Genomic DNA, 13,094 nt, shown 5'->3' with positions numbered 1-13,094 from the left:
TTATGGATCGACGATATTTTATAAATAAAATAGGTCTTGGGACTGCTGCAACCGTTGTTCCTACCACCATGCTTTCTTTTGCTCCATCTATCAATACTGAAAAAAACGAATTGAATTTTGGAATCATTGCCGATGTTCATAAAGATTTAATGCCCGATGCCAACAGACGTTTGGAAGAATTCATTTCCGAGGCAAATCAAAGAGAAGTTGATTTCATAATTCAAATGGGTGATTTCTGCATGGCGGAAGAAGAAAACACCGCATTTATGAATATATGGGAAACGTATAAAGGGCCGAAATATCATGTTTTGGGCAATCATGATATGGACAGGCATTCAAAGAAAGAGATGCTCGATTATTGGGGAATGCCAAAAACCTATTATTCCTATGATTTTCAGGGATTTCATTTTGTGGTATTGGATGCTAATTTTTTGTTCCAAGATGGTAAGTTCATTGATTATGAAAAAGCTAATTTTTATGTAGATAGTAGTCTGCGAACATTTATTGATGATGCCCAGATTGAATGGTTCAAAGCTGATTTAGAAGCTACAAAACTACCAACTGTTGTTTTTTCACATCAAAGTCTTTGGCACTATGAATGGGGTGTGAAGAATAGACTTGCACTTCAAAGAATAATGGAAGCCCAAAAAGAAAAAGTGATATGTTGTATGAACGGGCATAACCACATTGATTTTCATCATTATCAAAACGGAATTGATTATATCGAAATAAATAGCGCGTCATACCAGTGGATGAGCGATAAATATCGAAGTACGGAACGCTATTCCAAAGAGTTATATGAGGAGTACAAATGGTTGGCAAATTTGGCACCATACAAAGATCCATTATATGCGTTTGCCACATTAAACCCTAAAGGAAGTTTAATCATTGAAGGAGTGAAAAGTGAATGGATGCCGCCATCACCTTTTGATATTGGGAAGCCAAAAGGTATTCTAGGCTCTCAATTATCAGCGGAAATATCGGATTATAAGTTGGATTTTTGAAAATTTAAGTAGAGGTATAGTGGTGTGTTTTTGTGGATTATTTAGTTTTTTTTGTGCCTTTCAAACAACTAAAATGAGTTAATTTTGTGCATTGAACTTCAAAAAATATTTATGAGAACTCCAGTTTTTTTATTGGTCCTGATAATGGGGATGTTGAATTCTTGTAAGGATGCGGATAAAAAAAGTACGACCGTCGTCAGAATGGATAAATCGATTGAAGAGGCGGTTGTTTCAAGTAACGGTTATGAAGATTTAGAAGGAAACCCTGTAGACCTTAGTGATTATAAAGGAAAAAGAATTCTTCTTAATTTTTGGGCAACTTGGTGTAGACCTTGTGTTGAAGAAATGCCCTCACTATTAAAAGCAGAAGAGATTCTAGAAAAGGAGAACTATGTCGTTTTGTTGGCCACTGACCAATCGGTTAAAATCATTAACTCCTTTAAAGAACGGAAAGGTTTTGAATTCACGTATATTAGATATACTGGAGCCTTTGCCGATCTTGGTATTAAAGCATTGCCAAAAACTTTTGTATATAATGAAGAGGGGAAAAAAGTTGATGAAATTTCTGGAGCTCTGGAATGGGATTCCCCAGAAACTATTGAAAGACTTAAAAGTTTAGATTAATGAGGTTTTGTTTATTCGCGCTTGCTTTTATTTTGTTTTTATCATGTAAAGAAGAACAAAAGAGAGAGGTACAATTGGTAAAGTTTGTTTCTTCGCCGACGGGACCCATGAGTTCACTGCCAAGTTTGTCTTCTAATAAGGATATTACACTTATTTCTTGGGTTGAAAAAGTTAATGATTCATTGACGAAACTGAAGTATGCGAGGTTGATAGGTGGACAATGGAAAGATCCGAAATTAATAACGCAAGGTGAGGATTGGTTTGTGAATTGGGCTGATTTTCCTACCATAGCTGAGAACAACGGTAATCTTGTTTCACATGTTTTAAAAAAGTCATCAAAAAAGACTTTTTCGTATGATGTCCGATTAAATGTAATGGGGAAAGAGAACTCTCAATGGGCGGCAGATCTTCAATTACACTCAGATTCTACCAAAACTGAACATGGTTTTGTAACAACATTACCATATGATGAGGCGTTTTTTATTACTTGGTTAGATGGTCGTAACACCTCAGGTTCTGGTCATGACCACCATGGTGGAGCAATGACCATTAGAGCCGCTGAAGTATCTTCAAAAGGCTTAATAAGTAATGAACATGTATTGGATGAAAGAACCTGCGATTGTTGCCAGACTACTGCTGCTATAACGGCAAATGGGCCAGTAGTTGTTTATCGGGATAGATCGGATGATGAGGTAAGAGATATGTCTATCGTAAGGTTGGTCAATGGAAATTGGACAGCTCCAAAGACCATCAACAATGATAATTGGCAGATAAAAGGATGTCCTGTAAATGGCCCCAAGGCTGATGCTATTGACAATGATTTGGTTGTAGCTTGGTTTACGGAGGCGAATGGTGAAGCCAAAGTAAAAGTCACCTTCTCCTCAGATGGTGGGGTTAATTTTGACAAACCTATTCGTATAGGAGATACCAAGGCTATGGGAAGAGTGGATATTGCACTTATTGATGCTGAAAGGGCCATAGTAAGTTGGATGGAAACAATCAACCAAAAAGCGCTCTTCAAGGCAGTTAAAGTAAATAAAAATGGGCAAATGGGAAGGTCTATAGTTATTGATACGATGGCCGCCTCTAGAAAATCAGGCTTCCCTCAAATGGAACTGGTTCAAGACAAAATATATTTTGCCTGGACTGATGCAACGGGCGATATAACAACGGTTAAAACTGCTAATGTTCGATTAGATAGCTTTTAAAAGGGATGCATTGAATAGATTTCAATAAAATTTTGGGTATAAAAGATGGTTATTGGGCTGCCCTAGTCGGTAAATAAGTCATTTTCCTTTGTATCGAGAACTGCTCTTTGAGCTGTGTTTTGTACAGAAGGATCATCAAGTTTCTGTTCTTGTAAGTTCTCTGAAAGAACATATTCTTCAACTAAATCAGAATTTTTATCACAGGAAGTAAAACAAAGGACGAAAAGGGAAAATGAACAAAAGTAAAGTGTGGCGCGAAAAAAGGTTTTCATATAAATCTGCGAGATGGTAGAGGTTTAGCTTCAGGTTTATTAATTCGCACACGAAAATATCCAAAAGAATCAAGGCGCGGATGAAATGCATTATTTTTTCGATGAAATGCACACTTAAAATTTTGTTAAAGCTTTGTGGGTGTGATTTTAAGGTGTTTTTCGTTGATTTTTTTCAATCAAAAAAAATCCTTCGCGTGGTATAGATGTTACAATCAATTTCGAAAAAGGAAATCGGTCACTATCAGGTGTCAAGAATTACTTATCTGATTTGTAAATAGATACGTCAGTAATTTATTGCTGTGGCGTTTTCCGGGTATTATTCAGGCTGTCAACTTCTTTTCTAAACCTTAGAATCACCAAAGTATCCATTTGGTGATGAATACTATCTCGCATTGCCTTCCAATTCCTTGAATTTATTTGGGAAGTAAATTTTTGAATATTCTGGAGTCTACCCATATTATGTCTATTGGCCTTCCAATATGCACTTGTACTTTCCTTGTGTTTTAAGTCTTGTAGGTATATTCCAATACCAAATCCGGCAAGGATAATTATTTCAACAATAAAAAGTGTACTTCTTTTAACCATGTTATTTGGTTTAAGTTCAATGGGGCATGTAAAAATAAAGGTTTTTTTCTAATTACTGCACTAGGCATACCTCAAGGAGGACTCATTAAAAAAAAGAGATACTTAAAATCTAAATCAAATTTACATATCCGGAGCAAAGAACCCAAAATAGGTTTAAATAAGGAATTAAATTGGCTGTAAAGATCAATTTTAGTGATGAAACCTTTTTTATCGTAACTCGTCGGTGAATACCTGGATTAGTTTTATTAAGGATTGGTTTATGTGACTTCTGATTAAGATTATTACTCCCTGATAAATTCCGTACATTTAAACAAAACCAATATTCCCTAATATGAAGTTCAGTTTTGTTCTAAAATCATCTTTCTGCTTTACCCTTATTATTCTTTTTTTAAATGTTTCCCTAAATGCTCAGGACACTTTTTTGTATGGTGATCCTTTACCTGATGCGCCCGAGCTATCGAAGCGTGGTGAGCTTTCCGTAGGAGTGCGTACAATTGATTTGGTAAACACAGGTCAAGTAGATATTTTGAATTCCAAGGAGGGAAACGATCCGTTGTATAATCGTAACTTGAAAGTAGAAATATGGTACCCCGCACAAGTAGAAACAGATGTAGAAGCCATTGTAATTTATGAAGAAGTAATGGGCACTCGTGGTGATTCGTTACGTCCTTTGGTGCCTTTTACCTTTAAGGGAAGGGCTTTGCGTGATGCAGAACCCAAAGCTGCTACTGAAAAGTATCCACTAGTTATTGTGTCCCATGGTTATGTTGGTTCACGATACCTAATGACATATTTGACCGAAAATTTGGCCTCCAAGGGGTATGTGGTCGTTGCCATTGATCATACCGATTCTACTTTTAAGGATGCTGCCCCTTTTCCAAGTACATTGCTGAATCGTGCGAAGGATATACAGTTCGTTATCAGTGAAATGGAACGCTTAGGTAAAAGCGATAGTAGTGATACATTGGCAGGAATCATTGATGCCAATAAAACTGGCATTGTTGGATATTCCATGGGAGGTTATGGTGTCCTTAATGTAGCGGGTGCTGGTTATTCTGATGGTATGGGCAAGTTTTTTACAGGCATGACCGGCGGTAGTTCGGCCATTTCAGAGCTTTTGGCCAGTAATCCCAACTTTATGGGCGGAAAAGACTCTCGCATCAAAGCAGTTGTGGCCTTTGCTCCTTGGGGCATGGAACGTGGCGTTTGGGATGCAGAAGGCTTAAAAGGCTTAAAAACCCCAACATTATTTGTTGCAGGCAGTGAAGATGATATTTCGGGCTATGAAAAAGGTATCAAGGCCATCTATGAAGGGGCTGTTAATGCTGATCGCTATTTACTCACATATATGAATGCAAGACATAACGTAGCGCCTAACCCTCCCCCAGCGGAGTCCTTAAGGCTTGGATTACATATTGATGAGTATTATCGTTATGCAGAGCCCACTTGGGATCAACGTAAAATCAACAATATCAATCAGCATTTTGTTACAGCGTTTTTAGGCACCCATTTAAAAGGAGGTGATTTTTCAAAATACCTTGGCCTCCCTAAAAATTCCAATATAAAAACTTGGGAAGGGTTTAAAAATCGTTCTTCAACAGGGATGGAGTTGCTTCATAGCAAGGCTCTTGAGTAGATATTCGTAGTTCGAAAAAAAAACAAAAATTATGATAAGCTAAGTTGTTTGCTTATTGGGTTTGTTTTCGTTCATCACACTGTAAATTAGAACTGTTTTTGAAAGGTTATTTCAGGTTTACTGACATAATGTAATCATCCGCTGTAATGAAAAGTGTTTTTTGGTCTTTTGATAAAGCACAGTTAGATGTAAGTTGACCTGTATAAATCCTGCCTATTGGCTTTGCAGATTTATTGAAAATCCATATTCCACCAGGACCTGTTGCAAAAAGATATCCTTTATTGTTCACTTTCATTCCGTCCGGGAGTCCTTGTTGACCTTTTTGGCCAACTAAATAGGTAACATCATGGAATATTCTTTTATTGACAACTTTGCCTGGTTCAAGGATATCATATTGGTACCAGACTGCATGTTTTTTATCTGAAACGGCTACATAGAGGGTTTTTTGGTTCAAAGAAAGAGCTATCCCATTTGGTCTTGACAGTTTATCCAACAGCATTATCTCGCCATTTTTCAAAAGACAGTATACACCTTGAAATTCAAGCTGCTTATTTGGGTCGTTCATTTTTTTTGGAAGCCCATATGGGGGGTCTGTGAAGTATAGGTTTCCTTCTTTGTCAAAAGAACCGTCGTTTGGACTGTTGAATTTCTTTCCTTTAAAGGAGCTTGCCAGTGAAATGTACTTTTCACTTGGTGCTGATAATGGTGCATCCATTAATCCAATTTGCCTATCTCCATGTTGCATAAGCACTAGTTTTCCTTCTGGGTTCAGTAATAATCCATTTGAACCTGGTTCATCTCCTGAAAAACCTTTTGCAGTGAAGCCTGAAGGTTGTAAATATGTAATGGTATCATTCTTGGAGTCAAGTTTATAAACCTTATTGTTGGGAATGTCAGAGAATAATAAATACTTCCCATCATCAATCCACAAGGGACCTTCTGTCCAAATAAAACCACTAGCCAAAACATTTATGGTTGCATTGGGCGCTATAACGCCCAACGCTTCATTATCCAATATTTCTATTGAAAAGCTAGCTGCTTTCTCAGTCTTTGGTTCTACAGAGTCTTCTTTTCGGATTTTTTTGCAAGAAACTGTTACTATCAAAATGGATAGACCTATTACTACGAAATATTTCATGACTATAAAATGAGTTTGGTTATGAAATATATTACCGCCATTGCAGTAACTCCAAAAATTAGAGTTCCTGCCGTAAGTACCTGATAACCTTGTTTCACATTCATACCAGTAAGTTGGGTAAGTACCCAGAAAAAACTATCATTAACGTGGGTGACAACTGAGGAACCAGCTCCAATCGCTAAGACTGTCATGGTCTGAAACGACGGTTCATCTAAACCTAAAACAGGCATTAGTGGGGCTACAATCGAAGCTGTAGTAACTAGTGCCACAGTTGATGATCCTTGAGTAGTTTTAAGGCAAGCAGCTAAAAGAAAAGGAAAAAAAAGCCCTATTTCCATTCCAGAGAATCCTGTTGTAATTATGTCGGCGATTCCTGAATTCTGGAGCATCTTACCAAAAATTCCGCCTGCACCTGTTATGAGTATGATAGGTGCTGCAACTTTCAAAGATTCCCCAATCCAGCCAGAACTTGAAAAAACTTTTTCATCCAATTTTTCAGGTAATACAAGGGTCAATAATACTCCAATTAGAAGTGCAATTACTGGAGTACCCAAGAATGAAAGACATTGCGTAAAAATCGACGGTTCAATTTTTAATTCGGGATAGTCTAACACTGATTTGGCTAAGATTAGCACTAGAGGAACTACAATGGCCAGCAAAGATTTCCATAAAGCCGGTTGTCGTTTTGGATTGGCAGTAGGTTTAATTTTAATGGGTAATTCGATTTTTGAGGCCACTCGTTTAGCATAAAAATAACAAGGTCCTAATGAGATAATACTCACTAAAAGTCCCCATAATATTACATCTCCTAGATTGGCCCCAAGAATTCCTGCGGCGGCGATTGGACCGGGTGTTGGCGGTACCATGACATGTGATGCGGTAAGTCCCATCGCCAACGCAGCAGTGGTTCCAGCATATGAAACAGCGGCTTTTTTTGATAATACCTTATTTAGAGGATTCATTATTAAAAGTGCACTATCAGCGAAAATTGGTATAGATAAGAAGTATCCAGTAAGAAGCATTGCTAAATGAATAGCTTTTTCACCAATGAGATTAATAATTTTGGACGCTATGACCAATGCCCCCCCAGATTTTTCCAGTATGGTCCCTATAGTTACGCCAAATAGAATTATTAATCCTATTTTACCTAAAATATCTCCGAAACCGTTATTGATAGATGCAACTATCATATCAATACTCATTCCTGTGAAAAAGCCATATATAATTGCAGCCATTAGTAATACAAAGAAAGGATGAATCTTAAATTTAACAATGCCAACAACTAAAAACACCAACGATACTATTAATGCAACTATATATATCATTTCAAATATTATTCTGATTAAAAATCATTTGTGCAATTTAGGATATTACCATTCTGCAAAACTAGAATCTTCATTACGCCAAATAGGATTAGTCCAATCATGACCTATTTTTGAGGCTTTCTTTAACTTATCTTCATTTATTTCCACTCCTAAACCTGGTTTGGTTAAAACATTTATATAACCATCATTGAGATAAAAATCTTCAGGATTCAAGACATAATCCAATAAGTCATAACCTTGATTATAATGAATACCCAAGCTACTTTCCTGAATAAATGCATTGGCCGAAACAAAATCAATTTGTAATGCCGATGCTAAAGAAATGGGACCTAAAGGACAGTGTGGTGCCAGTGCTATATCATAAGCCTCGGCCATTGTGGCAATTCTTCTTACTTCTGATATTCCACCGGCATGACTTAAATCCGGTTGAATAATATCGACCACCCCTTGATGCAATATCTCCTTGAAATCCCATCTAGAGTACATTCTCTCCCCAGTCGCTATGGGAATGTTGGAATAGTGATAAATATCTTTTAAAGCATTATTATTCTCACTAAGCAAAGGTTCTTCGATAAACATGGGCTCATAAGGGGAAAGTTCATCAATTAATTTCTTTACCATTGGCTTATGTACTCGTCCATGAAAGTCCAATCCAACGTCCAAATCATATCCAAATTCTTCTCTTAGCAGTTTAATGTTCTGTGATATTTTTTTTATATCCTTTAGTGATGAAACCCAATCCATGGGACCGGTGGCATTCATTTTAACAGCCTTGTAGCCAGATTTGACTTTTTCATGAGCTTGTTCAAGCACAACATCTGGGTTATCACCTCCTATCCAGCAGTACATCTTCATCTTTTGACGGACAGCCCCTCCAAGCAGTTCGTGTACAGAGACATTTAGAAATTTTCCTTTTATATCCCAAAGTGCTTGATCTATGCCGGCTATTGCACTCATAATAATGGGACCTCCTCTATAGAACCCTCCTCTATAAAGAATTTGCCATATATCTTCTATATTATTGGCTTTTTGCCCCAGTATAAACTTTTGAAGCTCTTTTACACAAGCTGCAACTGTATCAGCCTTTCCTTCTACAACAGGTTCTCCCCATCCTACAATTCCTGATTTGGTAGTTATTTTTATAAAAAGCCATCTCGGAGGGACTTTAAATAATTCTATTTTTTCAATTGTAAGTTTATCCATTAGAAATTTTTGATCAGATTTATAAATTCTTGAGCCTTATTTTTGATGGTTTCTTCACATATTTCCTCGTTTGGTGAGTTGGTTAAAACGCTACCAATACCAACGCCAGATACTCCGGCCTTGAACCATTCTTGAATGTTTTCCAAATTAATTCCGCCTACAATAAAGAATTTAGCATCATTAAGAGGCCCCTGTATTGCCTTAAAGTAATCTATCCCCAAATTTCCAGCGGGAAAAAGTTTAATTATATCTGCTCCATATTCAATTGCTAAACAAATTTCTGAGGGAGTAAAAGCACCCATTAAAACCGGAACATCATTTTCATGTGCGAGCGTTAGTACATCAATATTGGTATTGGGCGTAACCAAGAACTGAGCTCCTGCCTCTATGGCAATTTTAGCAATAGACGTATTTACAACTGTTCCTGCCCCAATTAAGATATTCGGATAAGAATCTCGGGCTTTTTTTATTTCCTTGTTGAATCCAGGGGTATTGGAAGTTATTTCCAATACTTTTATTCCGCCTAAAATCAACCCCTTAATTACAGTATCAACCTCCGATTGTTTCTTCAATCGGATGATTGCAACTATTTTCTCTTTTTCAATGATGTTTGTAACTTCTTTTCTTTTCATCTTAAGACATATCCTCCTGCATTACCTATCATAATGGACAGGATTTCTTTTTCATCGCTCGTATGTTGATCTCCTTTTATTGTGTGTTTTAGCGCAAAAGCAGCTGCCCCAAAATTGATAATGTCATCATTTTTCCAGTCATGATTAATTGCATGAAGACATGCCGCTGCAAAGGCATCTCCTGTTCCAAAGCGATCTGTGATTTCCACGTCATATGAATCTGAAATATAATGTTTCGAACCTGAAATGTAAATGGCCGAAACCAAGTTATTACTTGCTGAAATGTGTTTTCGAATAGTAAAGGCAATGTGTGGGACATTAAACTTTTTAGATGCATCAAATGCAACTTTCAGGGTTTGCTCACTTATATTGCTCCCTTTTGCTTGCATTTCATAAACATCTTTAAGAACACCGAAATTGCCAAACAACAAATCTGTGTGTTTCAAAATTTTATCGAATATCTTTCGTGCATCTGCAGGATTATTCCACAATGACCTCCTATAATTCATATCGAAGGCGACTTTTACGCCCATTTTTTTTGCAATCTCTGCAGCTTTAATTGTTTCGAGGGCACATTGTTCAGAGAGAACCGGAGTTATTCCGGATAAGAATAACCATTTTTTATTAAGTAGAATTTCTTCCCAATCAAATTCTTCGGAACTTAATTCACTTATGGCAGAGCCTTTTCTATCATAAATAACACTGGATGGTCTTATCGAAGAACCGATTTCAACAAAATAAGTGCCAATTCTATTCCCACCTTTAACTATATACTTTGTGTCGATGCCAAATCCACGAATCGAGCTAATGGCCGCATCTCCCAATTGATTACCAGGTAATTTTGTAATATATGAAACTTGATTCCCCAATTTCCCTAAAGAACTGGCTACATTGGATTCAGAACCTGCATATCCAACATCAAATGCCTGTGATGTCCTTATTTTATTAGAAAAGTCGGCAGGACTTAGACGTAACATTATTTCTCCAAAGGCTACAAAACTCATTGTTTTTTAATTGATAATAAATAATTATTTCTGGTTTCCAGTAAATGATCACGCATTGCTTTTTTGGCCCTTTTTTCACCCATGTCAACAATAGCACTTAAAATATTAACGTGGTGGGTCAGCATAATGTTCTTGTAGTATAATAAATCACCCATATTAGGTTTAGCGAATACTTCACTTTTAAATTTTGGCAACAAGTTAAAATTAAGCTTTTCCTGTTAAATGTTTATTTTCGTAATGAATTTACTATAACTGTATTTAATTATTATTTCAAAATACCTTGACCTCCTTAAAAATTCCAATGGAAAAACTTGGAAAGGATTTAAAAATCGCTCTTCAACAAGAATGGAACTGTTTCATATTGCGGGAAAAGAATGGCTATTAGTAAACTAAATCAATAAAAATAGGGTGCATATGAAGATATTTTGGAGGGTATTACAAATTCTATTGGCTGTGTTTATGATTTATGCTGGAATTCAGCATTTTATGAAGCCCGAGTTTTATACACCATTTGTTCCTAGTTTTTTGCCTTTTGAAATAAGCCTCATTTATCTCTCTGGTTTATTTGAAGTTGTTTTTGGTTTACTGTTGCTGATTCCCAGATATGCTAAATTGGCGAGTACTGGAATACTATTACTCATGTTGGTTTTTTTACCAATACACATTTGGGATGTGTTTGCAGATACACCTGCAATAGGTAGCCATAAAGCGGCATTAATTCGCTTGCCAATTCAGTTTGTATTTATTGGCTGGGCATTTAAGGTTAGGCAGTTTCTTAATAAATAGAAAAGTTATAAAACCACTCCGCAAAGAGTGATTTGTTATTGTGGAGTCGCAGTGGTTAGCTTCGTTGCTCCCAAATATCTCGCAATGTTGCAAATAAAAATACCCATCGCTATCACGATGGGCATCTTACTAATCATTCAAAAATGCTTTAGCAAGCTAGGCATTTTATAATGCTCTAAGCGGCTGGGTATTTTTGAGTGTCGTGGAGCCGGAGGGACTACATTAGTACAATGTGTCTATCGAAATAACTCTAATGAAATCTACATATATTTATTTAAATACAATCAAAACCATTGAATTTCGGTTCTTTTGTAATTGAACTGGATTGATATAAGTAGCATCTAGTTGCAAATAAGCTGACTAATAAATGACTAAAATGTAATATTATTATACATTTGTAGTTATTTAATTATCATGGCTACAATTAAATATTTATTACAAAGCTCTGCGAATAACGTCCCAATCTACATGAGACTTTCTCTTGGGAAAAGCAAAAGTATAAAAAGAAAGACCGGAGTTTTTATAAATCCAAATAGTTGGAGCTTGGCTACTGGCTATCCAAAGCAGAATGAAGCTAAGAACAAGAATTTAAGTGTTAAGTTAAAAGAATTAGAGGCCTTTGTTTATGAAAGTCTAAACGACACCAAAGTTCCCCCACACTCTATAAATGGTGATTGGTTAGAAACTATTATTGATAAGTTTCACGGCCATAGTAAAGAGGATTCTAAGGAATTTCTAGCCGAGTATTGTACATTCTTTCTTAGTAAAATAAGAAGCAGTCAAAAGTCTCTTTCAACAGTTAAAAAATACCATACGATAGTTAACAAGTTATCTAATTATGAAAAACATACAGGAAAAAAGTATTTAGTTCAGGATATTGATTTAGCCTTTCGTGAGAGATTTATTGACTATCTATCAGATGTGGACAAACTTTCTATGAATACTATTGGCCGCTATTTGAAATTTGTAAAAACTATTTGTATTGATGCAGATAAAAATGGTATTACAGTAAGTAAGCAGTTACCATTTTTTATGGGGTTTACAGAAGAGTCACCAACAGTTACACTTTCGTTTGATGACCTAGAAAAAATTAAGCAAACCAAATTGGAAGAAGAAAAACTTTTGATAGCCAGAGATTGGCTTATTATTGGTTGCTATACCGGTCAAAGAGTATCTGATTTATTGAGAATATCAACAAGTATGTTTCAGAAAATTCAAGGTTTTAACTTTATAGTCTTAAATCAAAAAAAGACAGGTAAGATTGTTCAAATTCCTATTCATCCAGAAGTAAGGAAAATCTTAGATAAAAGAAATAGCCAGTTTCCTCCGTTACATACTAATAACTTGGAGAGTAGTAAAACCCTTTTTAATAGGTACTTAAAAAAATTGTGTGAATCTGCCCAGATAAACGAATTGGTTGAGGGTAATCTTTATGACAAAGAGACTGAGCGAACGAAGAAAGGACTTTATGAAAAATTTAAACTTGTATCTTCTCATATTTGTAGAAGGTCTTTTGCAACGAATTTTTATGGCGACCCAGAATATCCAACACCTTTATTGATGAATATAACAGCACATAGTACTGAAAGACAGTTTTTAGAATATATTGGTAAAAAGCCTATAGATTATAGTTTGCAATTAGCTAGAATTTGGGCTAAAATTGAAACTAAGAATTGA

Annotated in this window: 13 protein-coding genes; 6 read left to right on the top strand and 7 right to left on the bottom strand. The window is 36.0% G+C overall.

Annotated elements, in window-relative coordinates:
- Positions 1 to 2 precede the first annotated feature (2 nt).
- The 3 genes from FB2170_RS03380 (at position 3) to FB2170_RS03370 (ending at position 2,836) form a co-directional block, all read left to right on the top strand.
- Complete coding sequence (locus FB2170_RS03380; RefSeq protein WP_013305106.1) at positions 3 to 1,004, top strand: metallophosphoesterase family protein; 1,002 nt, start codon at positions 3 to 5, stop codon at positions 1,002 to 1,004.
- Positions 1,005 to 1,115: 111 nt separating this feature from the next.
- Positions 1,116 to 1,628 carry a TlpA family protein disulfide reductase gene (locus FB2170_RS03375; protein WP_148232052.1) on the top strand — a complete coding sequence of 171 codons (513 nt, stop codon included), beginning with the start codon at positions 1,116 to 1,118 and terminating at the stop codon, positions 1,626 to 1,628.
- Positions 1,628 to 2,836: a hypothetical protein gene (locus tag FB2170_RS03370; protein WP_013305104.1), complete on the top strand. Its 1,209-nt coding sequence runs from the start codon at positions 1,628 to 1,630 to the stop codon at positions 2,834 to 2,836. Before FB2170_RS03375 ends, FB2170_RS03370 begins: the two co-directional genes overlap by 1 nt.
- A gap of 563 nt (positions 2,837 to 3,399) precedes the next feature.
- Here the strand turns inward: FB2170_RS03370 and FB2170_RS03360 are convergent.
- Positions 3,400 to 3,693, bottom strand: a complete 294-nt coding sequence (locus tag FB2170_RS03360) for a hypothetical protein (protein WP_013305102.1) — start codon at positions 3,691 to 3,693, stop codon at positions 3,400 to 3,402.
- Positions 3,694 to 4,024: 331 nt separating this feature from the next.
- On the opposite strand from FB2170_RS03360, the gene FB2170_RS03355 reads away from it, so the two are divergent.
- A complete protein-coding gene (locus FB2170_RS03355) occupies positions 4,025 to 5,329 on the top strand; it encodes an alpha/beta hydrolase family protein (protein WP_013305101.1) in 1,305 nt (434 codons plus the stop codon).
- A 106-nt stretch (positions 5,330 to 5,435) separates the two neighbouring features.
- On the opposite strand, the gene FB2170_RS03350 is transcribed toward FB2170_RS03355, so the two are convergent.
- From FB2170_RS03350 to FB2170_RS03325, 6 genes are read right to left on the bottom strand one after another with little or no spacing between them, the layout of a single operon-like run.
- Positions 5,436 to 6,467 (bottom strand): SMP-30/gluconolactonase/LRE family protein, encoded by a 1,032-nt coding sequence (locus FB2170_RS03350; protein ID WP_013305100.1) that lies wholly within the window; start codon positions 6,465 to 6,467, stop codon positions 5,436 to 5,438.
- Positions 6,468 to 6,469: 2 nt separating this feature from the next.
- The gene (locus FB2170_RS03345; RefSeq protein WP_013305099.1) at positions 6,470 to 7,792 is read right to left on the bottom strand and encodes a GntP family permease; all 1,323 of its coding nucleotides are present in this window, start codon (positions 7,790 to 7,792) and stop codon (positions 6,470 to 6,472) included.
- Between the two features lie 45 nt (positions 7,793 to 7,837).
- Entirely contained in the window at positions 7,838 to 8,995 is a 1,158-nt protein-coding gene (dgoD, locus tag FB2170_RS03340) for a galactonate dehydratase (protein ID WP_013305098.1), read from the bottom strand.
- The gene (locus FB2170_RS03335) at positions 8,995 to 9,627 is read right to left on the bottom strand and encodes a bifunctional 4-hydroxy-2-oxoglutarate aldolase/2-dehydro-3-deoxy-phosphogluconate aldolase (protein ID WP_013305097.1); all 633 of its coding nucleotides are present in this window, start codon (positions 9,625 to 9,627) and stop codon (positions 8,995 to 8,997) included. The genes dgoD and FB2170_RS03335 overlap by 1 nt, the downstream gene beginning before the upstream one ends.
- Positions 9,624 to 10,631 (bottom strand): sugar kinase, encoded by a 1,008-nt coding sequence (locus tag FB2170_RS03330; protein ID WP_013305096.1) that lies wholly within the window; start codon positions 10,629 to 10,631, stop codon positions 9,624 to 9,626. The genes FB2170_RS03335 and FB2170_RS03330 overlap by 4 nt, the downstream gene beginning before the upstream one ends.
- Complete coding sequence (locus tag FB2170_RS03325) at positions 10,628 to 10,786, bottom strand: hypothetical protein (protein WP_013305095.1); 159 nt, start codon at positions 10,784 to 10,786, stop codon at positions 10,628 to 10,630. Before FB2170_RS03325 ends, FB2170_RS03330 begins: the two co-directional genes overlap by 4 nt.
- Before the next feature lie 259 nt (positions 10,787 to 11,045).
- On the opposite strand from FB2170_RS03325, the gene FB2170_RS03320 reads away from it, so the two are divergent.
- The gene (locus FB2170_RS03320; protein ID WP_013305094.1) at positions 11,046 to 11,417 is read left to right on the top strand and encodes a MauE/DoxX family redox-associated membrane protein; all 372 of its coding nucleotides are present in this window, start codon (positions 11,046 to 11,048) and stop codon (positions 11,415 to 11,417) included.
- A gap of 414 nt (positions 11,418 to 11,831) precedes the next feature.
- A complete protein-coding gene (locus tag FB2170_RS03315; RefSeq protein ID WP_083802948.1) occupies positions 11,832 to 13,094 on the top strand; it encodes a phage integrase SAM-like domain-containing protein in 1,263 nt (420 codons plus the stop codon).

The sequence above is a fragment of the Maribacter sp. HTCC2170 genome (assembly GCF_000153165.2).
In the GTDB taxonomy this organism is placed as follows: Bacteria; Bacteroidota; Bacteroidia; order Flavobacteriales; family Flavobacteriaceae; genus Maribacter_A.
The sequence above is the reverse complement of the archived record's forward strand: the minus strand, read 5'-3'. Positions and strand labels throughout refer to the sequence as shown.

Coding starts and splice junctions, on each gene's coding strand:
- FB2170_RS03380 (WP_013305106.1), top strand. CDS start 3: ATGGATCGACGATATTTTATAAATAAAATAGGTCTTGGGACTGCTGCA.
- FB2170_RS03375 (WP_148232052.1), top strand. CDS start 1,116: ATGAGAACTCCAGTTTTTTTATTGGTCCTGATAATGGGGATGTTGAAT.
- FB2170_RS03370 (WP_013305104.1), top strand. CDS start 1,628: ATGAGGTTTTGTTTATTCGCGCTTGCTTTTATTTTGTTTTTATCATGT.
- FB2170_RS03360 (WP_013305102.1), bottom strand. CDS start 3,693: ATGGTTAAAAGAAGTACACTTTTTATTGTTGAAATAATTATCCTTGCC.
- FB2170_RS03355 (WP_013305101.1), top strand. CDS start 4,025: ATGAAGTTCAGTTTTGTTCTAAAATCATCTTTCTGCTTTACCCTTATT.
- FB2170_RS03350 (WP_013305100.1), bottom strand. CDS start 6,467: ATGAAATATTTCGTAGTAATAGGTCTATCCATTTTGATAGTAACAGTT.
- FB2170_RS03345 (WP_013305099.1), bottom strand. CDS start 7,792: ATGATATATATAGTTGCATTAATAGTATCGTTGGTGTTTTTAGTTGTT.
- dgoD (WP_013305098.1), bottom strand. CDS start 8,995: ATGGATAAACTTACAATTGAAAAAATAGAATTATTTAAAGTCCCTCCG.
- FB2170_RS03335 (WP_013305097.1), bottom strand. CDS start 9,627: ATGAAAAGAAAAGAAGTTACAAACATCATTGAAAAAGAGAAAATAGTT.
- FB2170_RS03330 (WP_013305096.1), bottom strand. CDS start 10,631: ATGAGTTTTGTAGCCTTTGGAGAAATAATGTTACGTCTAAGTCCTGCC.
- FB2170_RS03325 (WP_013305095.1), bottom strand. CDS start 10,786: ATGGGTGATTTATTATACTACAAGAACATTATGCTGACCCACCACGTT.
- FB2170_RS03320 (WP_013305094.1), top strand. CDS start 11,046: ATGAAGATATTTTGGAGGGTATTACAAATTCTATTGGCTGTGTTTATG.
- FB2170_RS03315 (WP_083802948.1), top strand. CDS start 11,832: ATGGCTACAATTAAATATTTATTACAAAGCTCTGCGAATAACGTCCCA.